At 66.9% G+C, this 22,255-nt stretch carries 20 protein-coding genes; 9 read left to right on the top strand and 11 right to left on the bottom strand.

Features of this window, described 5'->3' with window-relative positions; translation table 11 throughout:
• Positions 1 to 3: 3 nt before the first annotated feature.
• Entirely contained in the window at positions 4 to 888 is an 885-nt protein-coding gene (gene panB / locus AC1C2S_RS18605; RefSeq protein ID WP_495354084.1) for a 3-methyl-2-oxobutanoate hydroxymethyltransferase, read from the bottom strand.
• Between the two features lie 87 nt (positions 889 to 975).
• Between panB and AC1C2S_RS18600 the strand changes: the two genes are divergently transcribed.
• Positions 976 to 2,313 (top strand): glutamine synthetase family protein, encoded by a 1,338-nt coding sequence (locus AC1C2S_RS18600; RefSeq protein ID WP_495354083.1) that lies wholly within the window; start codon positions 976 to 978, stop codon positions 2,311 to 2,313.
• Positions 2,314 to 2,324: 11 nt separating this feature from the next.
• Positions 2,325 to 5,327: a bifunctional [glutamine synthetase] adenylyltransferase/[glutamine synthetase]-adenylyl-L-tyrosine phosphorylase gene (locus AC1C2S_RS18595; protein WP_495354082.1), complete on the top strand. Its 3,003-nt coding sequence runs from the start codon at positions 2,325 to 2,327 to the stop codon at positions 5,325 to 5,327.
• A 407-nt stretch (positions 5,328 to 5,734) separates the two neighbouring features.
• On the opposite strand, the gene AC1C2S_RS18590 is transcribed toward AC1C2S_RS18595, so the two are convergent.
• On the bottom strand, positions 5,735 to 5,959 hold the full coding sequence (locus AC1C2S_RS18590; protein WP_495354081.1) for a DUF2188 domain-containing protein: 225 nt from the start codon (positions 5,957 to 5,959) through the stop codon (positions 5,735 to 5,737).
• Between the two features lie 282 nt (positions 5,960 to 6,241).
• On the opposite strand from AC1C2S_RS18590, the gene AC1C2S_RS18585 reads away from it, so the two are divergent.
• Entirely contained in the window at positions 6,242 to 6,469 is a 228-nt protein-coding gene (locus AC1C2S_RS18585; protein WP_495354080.1) for a hypothetical protein, read from the top strand.
• A gap of 63 nt (positions 6,470 to 6,532) precedes the next feature.
• Positions 6,533 to 7,030 carry a hypothetical protein gene (locus tag AC1C2S_RS18580; RefSeq protein WP_495354079.1) on the top strand — a complete coding sequence of 166 codons (498 nt, stop codon included), beginning with the start codon at positions 6,533 to 6,535 and terminating at the stop codon, positions 7,028 to 7,030.
• A 108-nt stretch (positions 7,031 to 7,138) separates the two neighbouring features.
• Here the strand turns inward: AC1C2S_RS18580 and AC1C2S_RS18575 are convergent, their stop codons facing one another.
• Together AC1C2S_RS18575 and AC1C2S_RS18570 are read right to left on the bottom strand one after the other, a co-directional pair.
• Positions 7,139 to 7,903 (bottom strand): hypothetical protein, encoded by a 765-nt coding sequence (locus AC1C2S_RS18575; protein ID WP_495354078.1) that lies wholly within the window; start codon positions 7,901 to 7,903, stop codon positions 7,139 to 7,141.
• Positions 7,887 to 8,051, bottom strand: coding sequence for a hypothetical protein (locus tag AC1C2S_RS18570; RefSeq protein ID WP_495354077.1), 165 nt, complete (start codon positions 8,049 to 8,051; stop codon positions 7,887 to 7,889). Before AC1C2S_RS18570 ends, AC1C2S_RS18575 begins: the two co-directional genes overlap by 17 nt.
• 600 nt (positions 8,052 to 8,651) lie before the next feature.
• Between AC1C2S_RS18570 and AC1C2S_RS18565 the strand changes: the two genes are divergently transcribed.
• On the top strand, positions 8,652 to 9,035 hold the full coding sequence (locus AC1C2S_RS18565) for a tyrosine-type recombinase/integrase (protein ID WP_495354423.1): 384 nt from the start codon (positions 8,652 to 8,654) through the stop codon (positions 9,033 to 9,035).
• Here the strand turns inward: AC1C2S_RS18565 and glnA are convergent.
• Complete coding sequence (glnA, locus tag AC1C2S_RS18560; protein WP_495354076.1) at positions 9,032 to 10,456, bottom strand: type I glutamate--ammonia ligase; 1,425 nt, start codon at positions 10,454 to 10,456, stop codon at positions 9,032 to 9,034. The two genes, AC1C2S_RS18565 and glnA, sit on opposite strands and share 4 nt — an antisense overlap.
• 149 nt (positions 10,457 to 10,605) lie before the next feature.
• Between glnA and AC1C2S_RS18555 the strand changes: the two genes are divergently transcribed.
• Complete coding sequence (locus AC1C2S_RS18555) at positions 10,606 to 11,040, top strand: RDD family protein (RefSeq protein ID WP_495354075.1); 435 nt, start codon at positions 10,606 to 10,608, stop codon at positions 11,038 to 11,040.
• Between the two features lie 60 nt (positions 11,041 to 11,100).
• Here the strand turns inward: AC1C2S_RS18555 and AC1C2S_RS18550 are convergent, their stop codons facing one another.
• The 3 genes from AC1C2S_RS18550 to lipB all read right to left on the bottom strand — a co-directional run bounded on the left by AC1C2S_RS18550 (position 11,101) and on the right by lipB (position 13,508).
• Positions 11,101 to 11,814, bottom strand: a complete 714-nt coding sequence (locus AC1C2S_RS18550) for a DUF4191 domain-containing protein (protein WP_495354074.1) — start codon at positions 11,812 to 11,814, stop codon at positions 11,101 to 11,103.
• Positions 11,815 to 11,886: 72 nt separating this feature from the next.
• The gene (lipA, locus tag AC1C2S_RS18545) at positions 11,887 to 12,876 is read right to left on the bottom strand and encodes a lipoyl synthase (RefSeq protein ID WP_495354073.1); all 990 of its coding nucleotides are present in this window, start codon (positions 12,874 to 12,876) and stop codon (positions 11,887 to 11,889) included.
• Positions 12,873 to 13,508 (bottom strand): lipoyl(octanoyl) transferase LipB, encoded by a 636-nt coding sequence (gene lipB, locus AC1C2S_RS18540; protein ID WP_495354072.1) that lies wholly within the window; start codon positions 13,506 to 13,508, stop codon positions 12,873 to 12,875. The genes lipA and lipB overlap by 4 nt, the downstream gene beginning before the upstream one ends.
• A gap of 108 nt (positions 13,509 to 13,616) precedes the next feature.
• Between lipB and AC1C2S_RS18535 the strand changes: the two genes are divergently transcribed.
• Complete coding sequence (locus AC1C2S_RS18535) at positions 13,617 to 15,182, top strand: serine/threonine-protein kinase (protein ID WP_495354071.1); 1,566 nt, start codon at positions 13,617 to 13,619, stop codon at positions 15,180 to 15,182.
• Here AC1C2S_RS18535 and AC1C2S_RS18530 read toward each other — a convergent pair.
• From AC1C2S_RS18530 to AC1C2S_RS18520, 3 genes are all read right to left on the bottom strand, one after another.
• Positions 15,179 to 16,687, bottom strand: a complete 1,509-nt coding sequence (locus AC1C2S_RS18530; protein WP_495354070.1) for a 2-oxo acid dehydrogenase subunit E2 — start codon at positions 16,685 to 16,687, stop codon at positions 15,179 to 15,181. The genes AC1C2S_RS18535 and AC1C2S_RS18530 overlap by 4 nt on opposite strands.
• Positions 16,688 to 16,756: 69 nt before the next feature.
• The gene (gene lpdA / locus AC1C2S_RS18525; RefSeq protein ID WP_495354069.1) at positions 16,757 to 18,130 is read right to left on the bottom strand and encodes a dihydrolipoyl dehydrogenase; all 1,374 of its coding nucleotides are present in this window, start codon (positions 18,128 to 18,130) and stop codon (positions 16,757 to 16,759) included.
• Between the two features lie 98 nt (positions 18,131 to 18,228).
• Positions 18,229 to 19,701, bottom strand: a complete 1,473-nt coding sequence (locus tag AC1C2S_RS18520; RefSeq protein WP_495354068.1) for a leucyl aminopeptidase — start codon at positions 19,699 to 19,701, stop codon at positions 18,229 to 18,231.
• An 87-nt stretch (positions 19,702 to 19,788) separates the two neighbouring features.
• Between AC1C2S_RS18520 and AC1C2S_RS18515 the strand changes: the two genes are divergently transcribed.
• Together AC1C2S_RS18515 and AC1C2S_RS18510 are read left to right on the top strand one after the other, a co-directional pair.
• A complete protein-coding gene (locus AC1C2S_RS18515) occupies positions 19,789 to 20,715 on the top strand; it encodes a proteasome assembly chaperone family protein (RefSeq protein ID WP_495354067.1) in 927 nt (308 codons plus the stop codon).
• 190 nt (positions 20,716 to 20,905) lie between these two features.
• Positions 20,906 to 22,255 (top strand): RNA polymerase sigma factor, encoded by a 1,350-nt coding sequence (locus AC1C2S_RS18510; RefSeq protein ID WP_495354066.1) that lies wholly within the window; start codon positions 20,906 to 20,908, stop codon positions 22,253 to 22,255.

Below are 22,255 nucleotides of genomic sequence, written 5' to 3'. Positions count from 1 at the left end.
GCCTTACTCGTAGGAGTGCTCGGCGTTCGGGTAGACGCCTGACTCCACGTCGGCTCGCCACTCCTTCGCGGCCGCGCTGAGGATTCCGGACAGGTCGGCGTACTGCTTCACGAACTTCGGCACGCGTCCGATGGTGAGCCCGGCCCAGTCGGTCCAGACGAGCAGTTGGCCGTCGGTGTGCGGCCCGCCGCCCACGCTGATGGTCGGGATCTCGAGGAGTTCGGTGACTTGTCGCGCGGCATCCGCGGGCACCATTTCGAGCACGACGGCGAACGCGCCGGCCTCTTGCACGGCCTTCGCATCGGCGAGCAGTTGCTTGACGCCCTCACCGCGACCCTGGATGACGTGGCCGCCGAGGCCGTGCTCGCTCTGCGGTGTGTAGCCGATGTGCGCCATGACCGGGATGCCGGCACCGACGATGCGACGGATCTGCTTGTGACTGCGCTCACCGCCCTCGAGCTTCACGGCGTGCGCGCCCGCCTCTTTCATGAACCGCACCGCGGTGTGCAGCGCGTCTTCAGGGCCGTTCTCGTAGGAGCCGAACGGCATGTCGGCCACGACGAAGGCTCGCTTGACGGCGCCCGCGACGGCGCGAGTGAGGGGGATGAGTTCGTCGACCGTGACGGGCAGCGTCGTCTCGTAGCCGAACACGTTGTTGCCGGCCGAGTCGCCGACGAGCAGGAAGTCGATGCCGGCCTCGTCGAAGATGCGCGCCGTGAGCTGGTCGTAACTCGTCAGGCCCGTGATCTTGATGCCGTCGCGCTTCGCGTTCTGGAAATGTCGCGTGCGAACGCGCTTCGGCCCACCGGTTGCGGCGGCGCCGCCGTAGGGGTTCTGCTCGGCGCCGGCCGAGGAGTCGGATGCTGCGGTCTGGGGCTCGCCTGACATGGGGCAAGTCTGGCACACGCGGCATCCGCTCTCGGCCTTGCGGGCGCGTGCGAGCCAGTACGCTGAGAGGTGCGAGAGAGGGTGTGGATGGATAAGCAGCGCGACTTCGTACTTCGCACGATCGAGGAGCGAGGGGTCAAGTTCGTCAGGCTCTGGTTCACCGACGTCGTCGGCACCCTGAAGTCGGTGGCGATTGCTCCCGCCGAGGTCGAGGGGGCGTTCACCGAGGGCATCGGGTTCGACGGTTCGGCCATCGAAGGGCTCAGCCGCACGTTCGAGTCCGACCTGCTCGCTTACCCCGATCCCACGACGTTCCAGACGCTGCCGTGGCGCGGTGACATCGACCCGACCGCGCGCATGTTCTGCGACATCACCACGCCCGACGGCGAACCGGCCGTGTCTGACCCGCGCAATGTGCTGAAGCGCACGCTCGCGCGTGCTGCCGACCGCGGGTTCACGTTCTACACGCATCCCGAGATCGAGTTCTACCTGCTGAAGTCGTCCAAGTACGGCGGGGCGGGCCCCAAGCCGGTCGACTCGGCCGGCTACTTCGACAACGTTCCGGGCGGCACGGCCCACGACTTCCGTCGCCGTTCGGTGCGCATGCTCGAAGACCTCGGCATCTCGGTCGAATTCAGCCACCACGAGGCCGGTCCCGGTCAGAACGAGATCGACCTGCGCTACGCCGACGCGCTCACCACCGCCGACAACATCATGACGTTCCGCACCGTGATCAAAGAGGTTGCGATCGAGCAGGGCGTCTACGCGACGTTCATGCCGAAGCCCTTCTCGCAGTACCCCGGCTCCGGCATGCACACGCACCTCTCGCTCTTCGAGGGCGACGCGAACGCCTTCTACGAAGCCGGCTCGCAGTACCAGCTGTCGAAGATCGGCCGGCAGTTCATCGCGGGCCTCCTTCGCCACTCCGGCGAGATCTCCGCCGTCACCAACCAGTTCGTGAACTCCTACAAGCGGCTCTGGGGCGGCGACGAGGCGCCGAGCTTCGTGTGCTGGGGGCACAACAACCGATCCGCGCTCGTGCGGGTTCCCCTCTACAAGCCGAACAAGGGCCAGAGCGCAAGGGTCGAGTACCGTGCGATCGACTCGGCGGCCAACCCCTACCTCGCGTTCTCGCTGCTGCTCGCTGCGGGCATGAAGGGCATCGAAGAGGGGTACGAGCTTCCTCCCGAGGCCGAAGACGACGTATGGGCTCTCACCGACCGCGAGCGCAGGGCGCTCGGCTACGACTCCCTTCCGGCGAGCCTCGATCACGCGATCCAGCGCATGGAGGAGTCCGAACTCGTCGCCGAGACGCTGGGGGAGCAGGTCTTCAACTACGTGCTGGCGAACAAGCGCGCCGAGTGGCGCGACTACCGTTCTCAGGTCACGCCGTTCGAGTTGCAGCGCAACCTCGAGATCCTCTGACCTCGCAGCGGATGTCTCGGCAGACTCCCACGCTCGGAAGAGTCGCCCGTGCGGGCTTCGCCGACCTCGAGGGCGCTGCGACCGCACTCGCGGGGCTCTCGCTCGAGACCGGGTTCGACGTCGAGCGACTGCTCGACGTCTTCGCGCAGGCCGCCGATCCCGACGAGGCGCTCGCGGTCGTACAACGGCTCCATGAACAGGCGCCGGTCGAGCTGGCGCCAGTGCTCGCGCATGAGAGCGCTGCCGCGCGCCTGACCAGGCTCGTCGGCGCGTCGCGCGGGTTCGCCGAGTTCATGTTGCGACACCCGTTGGAGCTCACCGTCTTCGAACAGGTGCCCAGCGCACCGCCGAGCGTCGGCGAGGCACGCGGGTCGTTGCTCGCCGCGCTCGACGAGGTCTCGATCGCACCCGGCGACTCCGAGGCCGCCGCCAGGGCCATCCGCATCCGGTATCGCCGATTGCTCGCCCACATCGCCGTGTTCGACCTCACACGGAGCGACCCGGTCGACGTCGTCGACGTCGTTGCGGCGGGGCTCGCCGATCTCGCCGGAGCGACTCTCGACGCCGCGCTCGAAGCCGCTCGGCGCGTGGTCACCCGCGATCCCGGTGCGGCTGCGGCGCCCGGCCGATATCCAGCCGCCGAAGTGGAGGCGACACGGCTCGCGATCATCGGCATGGGTAAAGCTGGGGCCCGCGAGCTCAACTATGTCAGCGATGTCGACGTGATCTTCGTCGCCGAATCCACCGACGAGACCGTCGTCTCCACGCCGCGAGCCCTCGAGATCGCGACGCGTCTCGCGATGCTCACGATGCGCATCATCGGTGAGCCCGGCGTCGAACCGCCGCTGTGGGAGGTCGACCCGAACCTCCGGCCCGAAGGCAAGGACGGTGCGCTCGTGCGCACGCTCGAGTCGCATCTGCAGTACTACGAGCGCTGGGCGAAGAGCTGGGAGTTCCAAGCCCTCTTGAAGGCCCGCCCGCTCGCCGGCGACCGCGAGCTCGGACGCCGCTACACCGATGGCGTTTCGCCGAAGGTGTGGACGAGTTCCAGCCGCGAGGGCTTCGTCGAGTCGGTGCAGGCCATGCGCGAGCGGGTCACCCAGCACATCCCGGCCGATGAGGTCGACGTGCAGATCAAGCTCGGGCCCGGTGGCATCCGCGACATCGAGTTCACCGTGCAGTTGCTGCAACTCGTGCACGGCGCGAGCGACGACGGCATCCGTCAGGGCGGGACCCTGCCCGCCCTCGCTGCACTCGCGGAGCGCGGCTACGTGGGTCGTGAAGAGGCTGCCGAGTTCGCCCGCGACTATCGGGTGCTGCGGGTGCTCGAGCACCGAATGCAGCTCGAGCGGCTTCGTCGCACGCACCTGATGCCACGCGACGAGCATCGCCTGCGGGTGCTCGCGCGCGCCTCCGGCCTGGGGCGCACCGCCGAACAGATCACGGCGGTGTGGCAGAGCACACGCCAACGGGTGCGCGGCCTGCACGAACGCCTTTTCTACCGTCCGCTGCTCTCTGCGGTCGCGGCGTTGCCCGCATCCGGCCTCGGGCTCACGAGCGACCAGGCCGAGGCGCGCCTGGCGGCGATCGGCTTCCGCGACCCGAGGGGAGCGCTCGCGCACATCGCCGCACTGACCACCGGTGTGTCGAGGCGCGCGCAGATCCAGCGGCACTTGATGCCGGTGCTGATCTCGTGGTTCGCCGATGGTACGGACCCCGACTTCGGGCTGTTGTCGTTCCGTCGCCTGAGCGACACCCTCGGCACCACGCACTGGTATCTGCGGCTGCTCCGCGACTCGTCAGACGCCGCACTCCGATTGACGAGGGTGCTGACCGGTTCCCGTTTCGCGGCAGAACTGCTCGAACGCAGCCCCGAGGCGGTCGCCTGGCTCGAAGACCTCGACGAGTTGCGCCCTCGATCGCTCTCAGCGCTCGAAGACGAGACTCGCGCAGTGCTCCGACGGCACGAGCAGCCCGATGCCGCTGCGAAGATCTTCCGCGCCATCCGCCGCCGTGAGGTGCTGCGGTTGGCGCTGTCGGCCATCCTCGACGTCTGCACCGTCGAGGAGCTCGGGCATGGGTTGAGCGACGTGACCGAGAACCACATCGCCGCGCTCGTCGCGGCGATCAGGGCGCCCGAGCCCGACGGCATCGAGTTCGCCGTCATCGGCATGGGGCGATTCGGCGGTCGCGAACTGGGCATCGGCTCGGACGCCGACATCATCTACGTCTATCGGGCGGCCGACGCCGCGCATTCGCGGGCGTTGCGCATCGTCGCCGAGCTCGTGCGTCTCAGCGAAGACGCTCGCCTGCCGTTCGAACTCGACGCAGACCTCCGCCCTGAAGGACGAAACGGGGTCGTCGCTCGCTCACTCGACGCGTACCGCGCGTACTACGCGAGGTGGTCGCTGACGTGGGAGGCGCAAGCGCTGCTGCGGGCCAGAGGCGTCGCTGGCGACCGTGCGCTGGTCGCTGCGTTCACGCAACTCGCCGACACCGTGCGATACCCGATTTCGATCAGCGAGCGCGATGTGCGAGAGGTGAAGCGCATCAAGGCGCGCGTCGAGAACGAGCGCTTGCCGCAGGGCGCCGACCCGACCCGGCACCTCAAGCTCGGGCGAGGCTCGCTCTCCGATGTGGAGTGGTTCGTGCAGCTTGTGCAGTTGCAGCACGCTGCTGATGTGCCCGCGCTTCGCACGACCTCGACGCTTGACGCATTGGCGGCCGCTGTCGAGTACGACCTCGTCGAGGCATCCGACGCTGAAACGCTTCGCGCAGCCTGGGTGTTCGCCTCGCGAGCGCGCTCGGCGCTCACCTTGTGGCTCGATCGCACGACCGACGTTCTGCCGGTCGAGCGGTCGCAGCTCGAGGGCGTCGCCCGCATCATGGGCTACCCGCCCGGTTCGGCCACGCAACTCGAGCAGGATTACCTGCACGTCACCCGTCGCGCGCGCGCCGTGTTCGATCGTGGCTTCTATGGCATCGAGGTACGGCGCGAGCCCACTTCCGGTTGAGGTGTTCGGCGGATGCATCAACCGTGGCTGTGAACGGCGAATGGGCCCGCCCCGCCGAAGCGGTGCGGGCCCATTCAGTTGCTGCTGGGGGGATGCAGCGTACAGATTCTGGGGACTGCAGAGGGGGCTGCCGTGAATCAGACGCCGTCGTAGAGCTCGAACTCTACCGCTGTGAATGGCGATGGTTGGGAGTGCCCGACATCCCCGTGATGTCGGGCTCCAGAATGTTGTCCGTGATAGGGCGGCATGGTTACATTTCCCCGTTCTTGCGGACTAGCGGCGGACTAGACCATGAAGTGGTGGTGGCACTCCACACAAGACGCATTGGTGCCTGATGTAAGCCTTGCGTCATGCATCAGCTCGCCCCCGCAGTCAGGACACTTCGTCAGGATCGGCGCAGCCACCGATCAGCCCTTCGGTGGATGGTCGTCGTTGCCGTAGGAGTTCCTCTGGCCGATCGTGCCGTCCAACTTGGAGATGGTGTGCTCGACGCCGCGGTCCTGAGCCATCTGCCGGCCAGTGGCCTGCTGCTCCGCCTTCGTGCCGCCCACGTGCGCAGCCCTCGTGCTGCCCTCTACCTTGCTCTTCCAGACGCCGTGGTCGTTATACGTCCTGATGTCGCCTTTGGCCATAATTGGAGCCTTGCTTCCTTGTCGGGAATCGACTCAAAGTGAGCCGCCCTCAATCATCTCAGGAGCCGCCGACACGTCCCGAGTATGCTCGCGCTCATGAGCCCATCCCGTGTTGATCCCCATCTCGCTCAGACCGCGGCGGAAGTTGCCCGCGTCGTCGCGACGGTGTCACCTATCCAGCTCACGACAAGACCGCTGGGGACGGGAACGCGAACGCACCGGTCGGGCAGCTACTACGCGATGGCCTCCGAGTTTCCGAACCCGGCGCTCAGAGCTTGTCTCGTGGACCACACCGATCTCGGCCCGTTCCGGTGCCCAGACTGCGCTGACTTTGGCCGCTGGCGTGAGGCGTACGCGCAACGGTGTGCCGAGCTCGGCCTGGATCCGCTTCCGCCGATGGTCGGCGCCGCCGAACTCGTGCGTTCTGGGGTCGCATTCCCGGAGTATGACGCGCCACCGCGCGCGTATCTCAGCTTCATCGCGGCGATGATCGAAACCGCCCGCCAGTAGCTAACTGCACCCGCCCCTGACTGGGGGATGCACCGCCACCATCCTTGGTGCACGCTCGAACCCATGAGCGTTCCCGACGAACACCGACCCACGGCAAGCACGATCAACGAGGCGCTGCAAAACATTTCGAGCTTCTACGCACTCAGCACCAGCGGGCGCCTTCCTCACTGGTACGGGCGCATGCTCACAGAACTCGTACTGCTCACGATCGACGAGAACATCACGCATGTCACCGCGGGCGCGGCCGACGGCCGCGCTCGCGTGGTCATCTTTACGGATCGCAGCATCGTCACCGTGAGTATTGCGAACATCAACGCTGACGACGCCGACGTCATCACGACTGTCCTGTCGCGGGGCCGGCTTCGCGCGCTCGAGGTCAGCGCATCTGAGGGTGTGTTCTCGGATGCCGCATTCTCGTCGTGGCCTGGGCACCTGGAGATCACGGCCCACTATGACGGCCTCGACGAACCGATCGTGGCGCCGCTTGATTCGCCGATGAACGGCAACTGGGGGGCACCCCTTGGGACGCTGCTCACATCGCTGCGAGCGGACCTCAATTAGAGGGTCGCCGCTTCGCCGGTCTGCACCTGGATACCCTGGGCAGGAAGCCGGCGAGTACGCTCAATGCAATTCCGTGAGGAATCATGGACTAGCCCGCGTTTCCCGTCGCTACAGCGCTCCAGTTCGATCGTTGCGTTCACTCATCTCGGCGTCGGGCGGATCGATGCGATAGCCGAGCCGAACGAGCTCACGGGCAGCCGCTGCAGGGTTATCTGAGACAGCAGCTGCGAGCTGCTTCTCACGCCATTCTCGACGCCCCTCCGCTATGAGCTTCAGGCCGCCAGGGCGGGAGTCAACGCCGAACTCGAGAATGAGCATCTCGAGAACGTCCTCTACGCACGGACGGAATCGATGCCCACCCACCGGAAAATGCACCTGTCCGAGCCTCGTCGGCTTGCCCGCTACGGAATTCTTGCGGTGCTGCTTGCCGCGGTGCTTGTTTCCTGCCGATCGGAGCGCATGCTCAACGTCCTCGCGTTTTGCGTGGACGTTCCAGTGAGCGGATGGAATGTTGGAGCCGCTGTCGCGAAGGTAATCCATCGTGAAGACCGGTGCGTTGCTCTCATCGACGAACAGCTTGAAGGTCGACGAACGCACCGTCATGAACTTGCTGACCGAGCTCACGACGAAGGTGTACTCGACGATCAGTCTGAACAGACTGCGACCATCCACACATAGCTCCAGCCCAAGATCCTCGGCTTGCGCAACGACTACATGAGTCGTGTCGTCCTTCTGCGGGGCGAGCGCACTCGTAAAGCCGAGATTCCCCGTCGGGATGACCAGAGCGAGCCTCTCCATGAGGTCAAGCGCGAAGTCGTATGCTTGCGCTTCGATGGAGCCGGTCTGAAACGTGTGGTCAGGCGCGACCGGCAAGGAACTCTAGCTCCTCCAAACGACGCAGCACTGCCTGCTCCTCCTGAGTGAGCTCGTACGACGTCGCAAGCTGGCGGAGCTCGTCGAGGTTCTTGTCGGTGCGAGAGAGCAGCTCGGCTTCGCGCGATCGGATCTCATCCTTGTCCATGACCAGTAGCGTCGGAGCCATCGAGGTTCCCTCCTGAGGTTCGGCGTTCTACGCATCATGGCACCGACTTCTGACAATGTGGTGCTGCATCACCGCGACGAAGAGATCCGGCCAGTGATCATGGGCGCTTCGTCGGCCGCTTGAACCGCGTGGCTCGCCGGATACGCGGGGAAGAAGCCCTCGACGTATCGTCAGGCGACCGTGCACGTGAAGCGCATCGACGCGAAGTTTGGCGGACGCATACTCTCGAGTATCCGACCATCCGAGGTGAAAGCGTGGATGGGCGAGCTGAACGACGATGGGCGGTCTGACACCTTCGTCTACGCCATCCACTCGCGACTGTCGCAGCTGTTCTCCGATGCCGTACATGACCTCGTGTTTACCCGCTCACCGGTCTCTAGGCGCACGTCACCCGGCGCCGCGAAACAGCGACCTTACGTTGTCGCGACAGCGCAGGTGGGCGCTCCACGGCGCCCTGCCTGAGCACTTCCGACCTGTCGCGCTACTCGGTACGTTCGCAGGCATGAGGGTCGCTGAGATCACCGCACTGCGCGTCTCCGACCGTCGACCTCACGCGCGGGATCATCGCGCCGGCTCGAGCTGAACCGGAATCCAGCGAAGTGGGGGAGTGACGTCGTCGTCGTCGGTGCGGTCGGGCGGCCGGTGGTGCCGTACACGATCGAGACTGCGTGGCGCGGCATCCGCGACCAGATCGGCGGGCTCCCCGCGGGCTTCCGCATTCACGATCTACGGCAATATTGCGCCTCGCTGCTCATCGCCTCAGGCCTCGATATCAAGACCGTGCAGGCCCGACTGAGCCACGCTTCGGCGAAGACCACGCTCGACACCTACGGCCGCATGTGGCCGGACAAAGACGAGTCCGCCCGAGATGCCATCGCTGATGTTCTGACGGCCCGAGCGGACTCTTTGCGGACTATGGGAGAGGGGGACAGAAAGCCCGATCAGGGGTATTTTCTGAACTAGACGCCGTAGTAGAGCTCGAACTCGAACGGGTGCGGACGCTGGGCCAGCGGCTTCAGCTCCTTCTCGCGCTTGTAGTCGATCCACGTCTCGATGAGCTCCTTGGTGAACACCCCGCCCTCGAGGAGGAAGTCGTGGTCGGCCTCGAGCGCTGCGAGAGCTTCGCCGAGCGAACCGGGAACCTGCGGGATCGACTTGGCCTCCTCGGGCGGGAGTTCGTAGAGGTCCTTGTCGACGGGCTCGTGCGGCTCGATGCGGTTCTTGATTCCGTCGAGACCGGCCATGAGCTGCGCGGCGAATGCGAGATACGGGTTGCCCGAGGCATCCGGAGCGCGGAACTCGATGCGCTTGGCCTTCGGGTTCGTGCCCGTGATCGGAATGCGGATCGACGCCGAGCGGTTACCGGCCGAGTAGACCAAGTTGACGGGAGCCTCGAAGCCGGGCACCAGGCGGTGGTACGAGTTCACCGTGGGGTTCGTGAACGCGAGCACTGCCGGCGCGTGCTTGAGCAGACCGCCGATGTACCAGCGTGCGAGGTCGGAGAGCCCGCCATAACCGGCTTCATCGTAGAAGAGCGGCTTGCCCTCGCTCCAGAGCGACTGGTGGGTGTGCATACCCGAGCCGTTGTCACCGAAGAGCGGCTTCGGCATGAACGTCGCCGTTTTGCCCCACTGCTCGGCGGTGTTCTTGACGATGTACTTGAACTTCAGGATGTCGTCGGCCGCGTGCACCATCGTGTCGAAGCGGTAGTTGATCTCGGCCTGGCCGCCTGAACCGACCTCGTGGTGGCTGCGCTCGAGGATCAGGCCGGCGTCGATGAGCTTCAAGCAGATGTCGTCGCGCAGGTCGGCCTGCTTGTCGACGGGGGAGACCGGGAAGTATCCGCCCTTGTAGGGGGTCTTGTTGGCGAGGTTGCCGCCCTCTTCGGTGCGGCCCGAGTTCCAGGCACCCTCTTCGGAGTCGACCGAGTAGAAGCTCGAGTGCTGGTTCACTTCGTAGCGCACGTCGTCGAAGACGTAGAACTCGGCCTCGGGGGCGAAGAACGCGGTGTCGGCGATGCCCGTCGAGGCGAGGTACTTCTCGGCCTTCTTGGCGACCTGGCGAGGGTCTTTCGCATAGATCTCGCCGTTGCGGGGGTTGTAGATGTCGAACACCATGATGAGGGTGCGCTCGGCGCGGAAGGCGTCGACGTATGCGGTCGTCACGTCGGGGATGAGCTGCATGTCCGACTCGTGGATGTTCGCGAAGCCGCGGATCGAGGAGCCGTCGAAGAGCTGGCCGACGGTGAAGAACTCCTCATCGACGGTGGATGCCGGGATGTTGAAGTGCTGCTGCACGCCCGGAAGATCGGTGAAGCGGATGTCGAGGAACTTGACATCCGTCTCTTTGATGAACTTGAGCACTTCGGACGAATCACTGAACATGTGACGGAATCTCCAAGGGGGCGGGTGGACCGGAGTGGACCGGACGGACTTTTCACAGCCGGTAGTGACGCTAGCCGGGTGCCGTTTCCCTGCCGTGACCGGAATGTTTCGGCCATGTTACGCCGAGACCGGCTCGGTAGACTCATCGGGTGCCTGACGCGAAACCCCCGACTTCCAGAGATCTCGAGCCGAATCGGTGGCCCGGAGAACGACTCGGACTTCCGGCCGAAGGCCGAGGCTCAGTCGCCCGCGCAGGCCGGCGCATCGCTGCACTCGCGATCGATTGGGCGACCGCGATGCTCACCGCCCTGCTCTTCACGCCGTACGAATCTTCCGTTTACACGTGGGTGACGACGCTGGCGTTCGCAGTGCTGCAGATCGTCTTCATCCCGACACTCGGCGGAAGCCTCGGCCACCGTCTGCTCGGCATCTACGTCGTGCCGCTCTCGGGCGGTTGGGTCGGTCTCTGGCGCCCGCTCGTGCGCACCGCGCTGCTCCTACTGGTCGTGCCCGCGCTCATCTGGGACGCCGATCAACGCGGCTTCCACGACAAGCTCGCCGGAACGGTGCTCATCCGGTCTTGACAGTGCGCACCCGGTCTGAGTGATCCTGACTTGAGTCGATGAACGTGGCCGACGGTCGGATCAGCGCATCTTGCCGCGCTGCGGGCGGGCCTTCATCGGGTCGATGCCCTTGGGGATCGGAAGCGACGTCTGCAGCGAGTTCAGCCGGTTCGAGACGGCGAGCACTTCGGGCTTGGTGAGCGAACGCTTCGTCTTGCGCAGCGCGGCGGGAAGCTTGTGGAGCTCGATCGAGCCTTCGTCGTTCCCCACCGAGATGAGGGTGATCGGCACGTTGGGCAGAATTCGAGTCACCTTGCGTTGCTCGTCGTCGAGCATGCGCTTCGTGCGCGACGTCGGACCCTCGCTGATGAGCGCGACACCGCCTCGGCCGACCGCGCGATAGACCGCATCCTGCGTCTTGCCGTTCACGGCGACGGGCATCTCGTTGCCCAGCCAGCCTCCGCGGAGCCCGCTGCGAAGCACAGCTCCGACGGCACCGGGCTGGCCCTCGATCTGGGAGTACGCGGCACGCTCCGCGCGGCGGCCGAGGATGACGAGGGCGATGAGCAGGCCGGCGAGCACGCCCGCGACGACCCAGAGGGCGATCGTGAGACCGTTGCCTTCGCCGAGCCAGAGGGCCAGACCGAGGCTGACGAGCACGGGAGCGAGGAAGCCGAGGAGCATGAGCCACTGCGCGGTGGGGTCGTAGCGGCGGGTCATCTGGAAGACCTGCCACATCTGCTTCATGCGGCCGGGCTCCTTCTGAGCCTTCGATGCGTCCTTGGTGCGTGCCATGTTCTCAAGGATACCGGCGCAGCGAGCCGTCTCGGACCGCAATATTCGAGCGGCCCGAGACGGCGGATGTCGCTAGCCGACCGCCTGCGCGAATCCGAGAGACGTGTCTGCGAGATGCGCGAGCGTTGGCGGCAGTTCCCTGCCCTTGGCGTTCATGGACTGCGCCCAGAGTCGGCCCGCCCGGTACGACGAGCGCACCAGCGGTCCGGCGAGCACGCCGAGGAATCCGATCTCCTCGGCCTCCTCCTTGATCTCGACGAACTCTTCGGGTCGCACCCATCGTGCAACCGGCAGATGTCGGGGACTCGGGCGCAGGTACTGGGTCAAGGTGATGATTTCTGTGCCGGCGTCGTGCAGGTCGCGGAGCGCCTGCGAGACCTCCGCTCGTTCTTCTCCCATGCCGAGGATGAGGTTGGACTTCGTGATCAGACCCGCCTCGCGGCCCGCGGTGAGCACGCCGAGCGAGCGGTCGTAGCGGAACGCCGGTCGAATGCGCTTGAAGATGCGCGGCACCGTCTCGACGTTGTGGGCGCACACCTCGGGCCTCGCCGAGAACACCTCGGCGAGGTGCACCGGGTTGCCCGAGAAGTCGGGGACGAGGATCTCGACCCCGGTGCCGGGTGTGCGGTCGTGGATCTGACGGATCGTCTCCGCGTAGAGCCAGGCGCCCTCGTCGGATAGATCGTCGCGCGCCACGCCGGTCACCGTCGCGTACCGCAGGCGCATCCGCTCGACCGACTCGGCGACTCGACGCGGCTCGTCGATGTCGTAGTCGGCCGGCTTGCCCGTGTCGATCTGACAGAAGTCGCATCGACGAGTGCACTGCGAGCCTCCGATGAGGAACGTCGCCTCGCGGTCCTCCCAGCACTCGTAGATGTTCGGGCAGCCGGCCTCTTGGCACACGGTGTGCAGGTCTTCGCTCTTGACCAGCGCCTGCAGTTCCCGATACTCGGGTCCCATCTTCGCGCGCGTCTTGATCCACTCGGGCTTGCGCTCGATCGGCGTCTGGGCATTGCGGACTTCGAGGCGCAGCATGCGGCGCCCATCTGGTGCTGTGCTCATGCGGCGACCGCCGCCTCGGCGCGGAACCGTTCGGTGATCGGGTCCACGAGATCGGCCGGGGTCACGGTGCGACCCAGTTCACGGCTGATCGTCGTCACCCCGGCGTCACGGATGCCGCAGGCCACGATCCTGCCGTACGGTTCGAGGGAGTTGTTCGCATTCAGGGCGAAGCCGTGCATCGTCACGCCTCCCTCGACCCGGATGCCGATGGCGGCGATCTTGTTCTCTGCTCCCGGGGGTCCGACCCAGACACCCGATCGGCCGTCGACACGACGACCGTCGACGTCGAATGCGCGGAGCAAGTCGATGAGGATGCCCTCGAGTCGGCGCACGTAGCCGACCACGTCGGTGGGCTCGGGCAATCGAAGGATCGGGTATCCGACGAGTTGGCCCGGGCCGTGCCACGTGATCTTGCCGCCTCGATCGACGTCGATGACGGGAGTACCGTCGGTCGGTCGTTCGTCGGGCGCTGTGCGCTTGCCGGCGGTGTAGACGGACGGGTGCTCCAGGAGGAGTACGGTGTCGGGGCGTTCGCCCCTGACGACCGCGCGATGGACGGCGCGCTGAAGGTCGAGACCCTCGATGTACGGCACGGAGTTGGCGCTTAGCCCCGCGACGACGAAGTCGAGCATGGTGTTCAGCCTAGGTCACTCGTCCTCAACACCCGGCGCTCCGCGCCCGGGGCCACAATCGACGGGCGATCGCGATTCGCAGGGTCTCTGCAGATGCAGGCTGTCTCCATGGTTCGACATGGCAGAGAAGTTCCCGCCGAGACGGTGCCCGAAGGGCCGCCGCCAACGTCTTCGACGCTCGCGGGCTATCGTCTGCTGCGCCGCATCGCCTCCGGTGACCGAGCCGACGTGTTCCTCGCCACCGTCGATCGGCCCGCCGATACCGACGACGCCGAGCCTGCGCCCTTGGTTGCCGTACGGGTCTACGGCCCGGAGGTGCCCGGCGTCTCGATCGCGACCGAGATCGAGGCGATGTCGACGGATGCCTCGGGTTCACTGCCCGAGCTCTTCGATATCGCCTCCCTCGACGACGGCCGCTGCGCGGTCGCAGTCGAGCGGCTGAGCGGGCCTTCGGTGGCTCGGATCATCGGCGAACGAACCCTCACGCCCGGCGAAGCGGTCACGATTCTCGCGCCGATCGTGGTCACCGTCGCCGAGCTCGCGCGACTCGGCTTCGTGCATACACGGCTCTCACCCGGTGACGTGGTGCTCGACGACCTGGGGCGGCCCCGCCTGATCGGTCTCGGGAGTCTCGAGCGTCTGCCCGCCGCGGCGCACGTGCGCACTCCCGTCGTTCGAGCCGGGCACGTCGCCCTGTCGGCGTTCGTCGACGAGGTGGTCGATGCGACTCGGCCGTCCGACGAACTCGCTGCGGCGGCCGAGCTCCTGCGCAGCCGGCTGGCCGCGCGGCCGTTCACACCGTGCGAAGCCGAGCTCGAGCGCGCGCTGTTCGCCGCCGCCGCACCGACTCCGATCGGCGGTCACGTCATCCGTGCTCGCCGTCAGAGTCTGCCGGCGCGGATGACTGCGCCGCTCGAGGCGCCGCCGACTGCGACAGACCTCGACGACGGCACCCCGGTCGATCCTGCCGGGCCCCAACGTCGGAGGGGCATCCAGACGCTGCTCGAGCTGGCCCAGTTGCCGGGCTTCCTCGCCCGCAACGCAGAAGGTGCTCAGCGTGGCGCCGACCGCGATGGCCGGTCCGGCGGTCGGGGTCGCGTCCGTGACGCCGTGCGTCGTCGTCGGCCCGCGTTCCTCGTCGGCGGGCTCGTCGGTGGGGGAGTGCTCGTGCTGTTACTGACTCTCGTTCCACCCGCGACGGCCGGCTCGGCCGAGGCTCCAGTCGCCGGAAGCGGCGCCAGCACTGCCCCCGCTCCACCAGCGGCGGGTGGCGACACCGGTGCCGCGAACATCGACGTCGCGCCCAGTGCAGACCCCTCGACCGATCCCGAGTCACCGCCATCCGACGCACTCACCGGCGACGACGTCGTCGCGGCCGCCGTCTCCCTGCTCGATCGTCGTGCTGAATGCTTTGCCGCCCTCGACCTGGCGTGCCTGTCGGAGGTGCTGCAACCGGCGTCAGCGATCGAGGCGGAAGATGTCGCCGACATGGCCGTCGCCCGAGACGGAGGCGGCACCCCGCCGGCATTCGACTCGAGTCGCATCACGGTCGCTGCGGAGATGGGCTCAGCGGTACTGCTGACGGTTCCTTATGCGGTCGACGAACGAGAACCGGCCTCGCTCCTCGTGATGAGGGGCGAGGCCGGCTGGCGACTGCGTGAGATCTTCGACTAGATACCGAGATCGGCTTCGAAGGCTCCCTCTTCGAGGCGATTCTTGACCGCCGTGAGGAAGCGGGCAGCGTCGGCGCCGTCGATGATGCGGTGATCGTACGAGAGGGCCAGGTAGACCATCGAGCGCACGGAAATCGCGTCGGCGCCATCGGTCGAGACGACAACCGGCCGCTTGACCACGATGCCGGTGCCGAGAATCGCCGACTGCGGCAGGAACACGACAGGTGTGTCGAAGAGCGCCCCGCGCGATCCCGTGTTCGTCAGGGTGAACGTGCCACCCGAGAGCTCATCGGGCTTCAGCTGGTTGTTGCGCGTCCGGTCGGCGAGGTCTGCGATCTGCGCGGCGAGCCCCGCGAGGTCGAGTTCGGCGGAGTCTCGGATGACCGGAGTCAGGAGGCCACGCTCGGTGTCGACCGCGATGCTCATGTTCTCTTGCGCCGGGTAGACGATGGTGTCGCCATCGACGGTGGAGTTGATGATCGGGTAGGCCCGGAGCGCCTCGGCGGCGGCCATGGCGAAGAACGGCAGGAAAGAGAGCTTGTTGCCGGTCTTGGCGAGGAAGTCGCCTTTCACCTTGTCGCGCAAGCGCGCGACGCGAGTCACGTCGACCTCGACCACCGTCGTCAGCTGCGCGGTCGACGTCATCGACACGACGGCGCGTTCGGCCACGACCTTGCGCAGTCGCGTCATCGGCACCGTGGTGCCGCGCAACGGCGAGATCTCGAGCGGCTGATGGGTCGCGACCGGTGCAGCGGATGCCGGGGGTGCGGTGTTCGCCGAGATGACATCCTGCTTGCGGATGCGCCCGCCGACACCGGTTCCGGTGACGCTCGCGAGGTCGACGCCCTGCTCGTTCGCCAGCTTGCGCACGATCGGCGTCACGTATCCGGCGGAGCCGGCGTGGGCACCGCCCGACGGAGCAGTCTCGGGCACAGGTGCGGCAGATGGGGCAGCGGGTGCAGCCACGGCTGCCGGAGCTACGGGCGCCGCCGCGGGTGCGGGCGCTTCGACCGGCGCGGCGGGAGTGGGTACGGGCTGCTGGGCAACCGGTGCAACCGGCTCAGCGACAGGGGTCGGTGCAGGAGCAGCCTGCTCGGCCACAGGGGCAGGTGCCGGCGCAACAGGCTGGGCCGGGGGCGCGGGGGCCAACGGCTCTGCAGCCGGTGCCGGCGCAACGGGTTCGGCCGGCGCTATTGGCGCAGCCGCGGGCTCCGGCGCAGCCGCGGGTGCCTCTGCCTCAGGAGCAGCGGGCGCTGCACCCGACCCGGAACCATCGCCGATGGTCACGAGTGCGGTGCCGACCTCGACGGTCTCGTCCTCTTGGACGAGGATCGCCTCGATGACACCCGCGACGGGTGACGGGATCTCGGTATCGACCTTGTCGGTCGAGACCTCGAGCAGCGGCTCGTCGACCTCGACACGGTCGCCGACATTCTTCAGCCAGCGGGTGACCGTGCCCTCAGTGACACTCTCTCCGAGTGCCGGGAGGCTGACGGATTCGCTCATGCGCTTGTCTCCTTCACAGCGTGGGAACGCTTTCTAGCTTATTGCAGTCGTTGATTCGTACGACGTGGTTCAGATGGCGTGAAGCGGCTTGCCGGCCAGCTTCAGCACTGCCTCGCCGAACGCTTCACCCTGGGTCGGGTGGGCGTGGATGAACGGGGCGATGTCTTCAGGGTAGGCCTCCCAGTTCACGGCGAGCTGGGCCTCGGCGATCAGCTCGCCGACTCGGCCGCCGATCATGTGCACGCCGACGATCGGACCGTCGTTGACGCGCACGACCTTGACGGAACCGGTGGTGCCGAGGATGCTGCTCTTACCGTTGCCTGCGAGGTTGTACTCGTAGGCCGACACCTGGTCGGCGCCGAACTTCTCGGCCGCCCTCGCTTCGGTGTAGCCGACGGAGGCCACCTCGGGTTCGCAGTAGGTGATCTTCGGAATGTTGACATCCTCGACGATGATCGGGGCGAGGCCTGCGATCTCTTCGGCGATGAAGATGCCCTGCTGGTAGCTGCGGTGCGCGAGTTGGAGGCCGGGCACGATGTCGCCGGCAGCGTAGACGCCGGGCACACTCGTCTCGAGACGATCGTTCGTGATCACGAAGCCGCGATCGATCGTGACGCCCGCCTCTTCATAGCCGAGGTTCTGGGTGACAGGACCGCGCCCGACGGCTACGAGCAGCAGCTCGGCCTCGTACGTGGTGCCGTTCTCGAGCGTCACGACGACGCCGTCGTCGTTCTGGGTCACGCCCTGGAAGCGCACCCCGAGCGAGTATTCGATGCCGCGCTTGCGGAAGGCGCGCTCGAGCTGCTTCGAGATCGACCCCTCTTCGTTGGGCACGAGGTGGGGGAGCGCTTCGACGATGGTGACCTCGGCGCCGAAGGAGTTCCACACGCTCGCGAACTCGACGCCGATGACGCCGCCGCCGAGCACTGCGACCTTCTTCGGGATGAAGTCGAGCTCGAGCGCCTGTTCGCTCGTGATGACCCGGCCGCCGATCTCGAGGCCGGGCAGCGAGCGCGAGTACGAGCCGGTCGCGAGCACGACGTTCTTGCCGACGTAGCGGTCGTCGCCGACGGCCACGGTGTTGGCGCCGACGAGTCGGCCCTCACCGGCGACGACGGGGATGCCGCGGGCCTTCAGCAGACCCTGCAGGCCCTTGAACTTGCTCGCGACGATGCCCTCGCGGTACGCGGAGACCCCGGCGATGTCGATGCCCTCGAACGCGGTCTTCACTCCGTACTTCGCGGACTCTCGCGAAACCTCGGCGACCTCGGCCGAGTGCAGCAGTGCCTTCGTGGGGATGCAGCCGCGGTGCAGACATGTGCCGCCGAGTTTGTCCTTCTCGATCACCACGGCCGTGAGGCCGAGTTCAACGGCGCGGATAGCAGCCGCGTAGCCCGCGCTGCCTCCGCCCAGGACGACAATGTCAAAGTTCTGCTCGGACAACCGCAATCTCCCTTGCGCACCAGATCTGCGACACGGACTGTCTCCGGTTGGTTGCCGGGACAGGCTGTATGGGCGACGTTCTCGCCCATATGACCTTACTACTTGGCGGCGAGCCGCTCGCCCAGCCGAACGAGGGTGCGAACCGCGACGCCGGTGGCGCCCGTGCCGGTGAATCCGTAGCCGCCACCGGTGTTGTTCGACGGCCCCGCGATGTCGATGTGCGCCCACGGAATGCGTTCGTCGGTGCCCTCACGCATACCCACGAACTCGCGCAGGAACACGCCGGCGAGGAGCATCCCGGGCACCGTCATGCCCAGCTTGGTGTTCGTCAGGTCGGCGACATCCGACTTCAAGTACTGCATGAGATCACGGGGAAGGGGCATCGGCCAGGTGCGTTCGTCGACCTGTTCCGCTGCGTCGCGCACCTGCTCGACGAGGTCGTCGTCGCCCATGAGGCCGGCGATGCGATGTCCGAGCGCGACGACCTGCGCGCCGGTGAGCGTCGCGACGTCGACGATCGCGTCAGGCTGTTCTTCGCTCGCCGCGACCAGGCCGTCGGCGAGCACGAGACGGCCCTCGGCGTCGGTGTTGATCACCTCGACCGTCTTGCCGCCACGGATGCGCAGCACGTCGTTCGGCCGCAGCGCGGTCGAGGACGGCAGGTTCTCGGCGAGGCAGAGCCATCCGGTGATGCGGATCGGCGCCTCGAGTTCGGCCAGTGCCACCATGGCCGCCAGGATCGCCGCGGCCCCGGCCATGTCGGTCTTCATGCCGACCAGCGAGCCCATGGGCTTGAGCGAGATGCCGCCCGAATCGTAGGTGATGCCCTTGCCGACGAGTGCCAGGTGAACGGATGCCCCGACCGGTCCATACTCGAGGCGTACGAGCCGTGGGCCACGGCTCGACCCCCGGCCCACCGCGAGGATTCCGGAGAAGCCGTCGGCGGCGAGCGCCTCTTCGTCCCACACCTTGGAGGTGATGCCGACGGTGGCCGCCGCCTCCACGGCGAGCTCGGCGAGACGCGCCGGGAACAGGTCGGCAGGCGGCATGTTGACGAGGTCCTTGGTGCGGGCGACCGCAGTGACGACCGCGCGCACCCGGTCGATGCCGACTGCGCGCTCATCGAAGGCGGTGTGAAGCGTGATCTGCGTCGGACGCGGCTTCGGGTCGGAGCGGTATTCGCCGTAGCCGTAGGCACCGAGCGCCGCGCCTTCGAGCAGAGCTGCAGCCGCATCGGCGTCGTCGGTCGGGATGGCGATCGCCACGGAGAGCGGGCCGTTGAGCTGGCGCAGCGCGCTGCCGGCGGCGAGACGGAGGCTCGCGGCATCCGCTCGGTCGCCGATGCCTGCCACGACCACGATCCGCGGTCCGCCCTCGGGAGCGGGCAGCCGCACGAACTCGTCGGGTGCACCGCCGATGTCGAACACGCCGAGCAGCGGTGTCACCCACTCGAATCCGGGCGCAGCGAGGAGCTCTGGGCCCTCCGCGCCCTTGCGTGCGGCGAGCACGACGACGTCGGCGTCGGAAGATGCTGCGGGGGAGTCGGTCACGGAAAGGGTCGGAACGGGCATGCAGCCGATCGTACGTGTTCGCTCTCGGCATCACGCCGACGGAGCCGATCCGGAGGAGGTCTCCGTCGACCTCAGTAGGCTGAAGACATGCGCGAACCTCGTTCCCTCTACGAGCTGAACCCCGATGTTGTGGTGCCCTCGGGTCTGCCGCTCGTCGCGGGCCTCACGGGCTTCGCCGACGCCGGGGCGGCCGTCGCGCAGACGGCCGAGTACCTGCTCGCAACCCTCGACAGCACCGTGGTCGCGACGTTCGACGCCGACGAGCTGCTCGACTATCGCGCGCGCCGCCCGATCATCCTCTTCGAGGGCGACCACCTGTCCGACTACACGCCGCCGCGACTCAGTATCGACCTCGCGACCGACGAGCTGGGGCAGCCGTTCCTGCTCCTCACCGGCTACGAGCCCGACTTCCAGTGGAAGCGGTTCAGCGCCGCTCTGCTCGGCCTGATCGAGCAGTTCGAGGTGTCGTCGACGACCTGGATCAACTCGATCCCCATGCCGGTGCCGCACACGCGCGCGATCGGTGTCACCGTCAGCGGCAACCGTGCAGAGCTCATCGAGGCGATGTCGATCTGGCGGCCCACGACGCAAGTGCCCGCGAACGCGCTGCACCTCGTGGAATACCGACTGCAGGAGCTCGAGCACCCGACGACCGGATTCGTCCTGCTCATCCCGCACTACCTTTCCGACGCCGAATACCCATCGGCGGCGATCGCCGCCCTCGAGGCGATCAGCGCGGCGACCGGCCGCATCTTCCCGACCGATGCGCTCCGCGAACAAGGGCGTGATTTCGTCGCGCGCATCGATGAACAGGTCTCCGAGAACCCTGAACTCGCCAAGCTCGTGGGCACCCTCGAGCAGCGGCATGATTCCTACATGGAGGGCACGACGCTGCGCTCACCGCTCACCGACGAAGACGGCGAACTGCCCTCCGCCGATGAGATCGCGGCGGAGCTCGAGAAGTTCCTCGCGTTCCGGCGCACGAACGACGGCGACACGCCGCGCGGGGTCTGAGCGACCAGGGAATTCCCGTCACGTCGCCGATGTTGACATTGAAGAGGGCGCGGGCTGCCTGCATCGGGCGCGATGCGGTGTGTCGGTCTGTATAATGGTGATCAGGACCCGTTCTGGTCCGCCGGCGTGACATCCTCGCACCGAACAAGCGGACTTGACATGGGTCCTCATAGTGTCCGAAAACGACATGATGTCCGAAAACGACCGGCCGAGTGCACGAGCCGCGCCTCCAAAGGGCACACGCCGCACGACGGTAGGAGAGGTTCAACGAATGGCAACGACGAAAGCCCCGACGAAGGCTGCGAGCGAGGCGGACAAGCCTGCTGTGAAGCGCGCGCCGGCCGCGAAGTCGACCGCCGCGAAGACGACGGCGAAGGCGGCGGCAACGCCCGTGGCGAAGACGCCGCGCACGGCCACCGCGAAGGCACCGGCCAAGCCGAGAGGCAAGGCCAAGGCCGGCGAAGAAGAGACTGAAGAACTCGAGGCGGTCGACGTCGAGGCCGAAGCGGCCGACGACGACGACACGAAGCCCGTTGCGGTCGAGCCGCACCCGACGGGTGCGCTCGTGCTGCGAGCGGTCGACGACGAAGACGAGGTCCCGGTCTACTCGAGCGCCATCACCGGTGCGACGGCCGACCCCGTCAAGGACTACCTGAAGCAGATCGGCAAGGTCGCGCTCCTGAATGCGGCCGAAGAGGTCGAGCTCGCGATGCGCATCGAGGCGGGCCTGTTCGCCGAAGAGAAGCTCTCGCACATGTCCGACGCCGAGAAGCGCTCGCAACTCGGTCGTGAGCTGCAGTGGGTCGCGAAAGACGGCCAACGCGCGAAGAGTCACCTGCTGGGTGCGAACCTGCGCCTCGTCGTCTCGCTCGCGAAGCGCTACACCGGCCGCGGCATGCAGTTCCTCGACCTCATCCAAGAGGGCAACCTGGGTCTCATTCGTGCGGTCGAGAAGTTCGACTACACCAAGGGCTTCAAGTTCTCGACCTACGCGACGTGGTGGATCCGCCAGGCGATCACGCGCGCCATGGCCGACCAGGCGCGTACCATCCGCATCCCGGTGCACATGGTCGAGGTGATCAACAAGCTCGCCCGCGTGCAGCGCCAGATGCTGCAAGACCTGGGTCGCGAGCCCACGCCCGAAGAGCTGAGCCGCGAGCTCGACATGACCCCCGAGAAGGTCATCGAGGTGCAGAAGTACGGCCGCGAGCCGATCTCGCTGCACACACCGCTCGGTGAAGACGGCGACAGCGAGTTCGGTGACCTCATCGAAGACACCGAGGCGGTCGTCCCGGCCGACGCGGTCGGCTTCACGATGCTGCAGAAGCAGCTCGAGTCGCTCCTCGACTCGTTGAGCGAGCGCGAGGCCGGCGTCATCCGTATGCGCTTCGGCCTGGGTGACGGCATGCCGAAGACCCTCGACCAGATCGGCGACACGTTCGGGGTCACCCGCGAGCGCATCCGCCAGATCGAGTCGAAGACGATGGCCAAACTCCGCCACCCTTCGCGCTCGCAGTCGCTCCGCGACTACCTGGAGTAG

The sequence above is a fragment of the Agromyces sp. Y782 genome, assembly GCF_059445405.1.
This window is presented reverse-complemented; position numbering and strand designations above follow the sequence as displayed.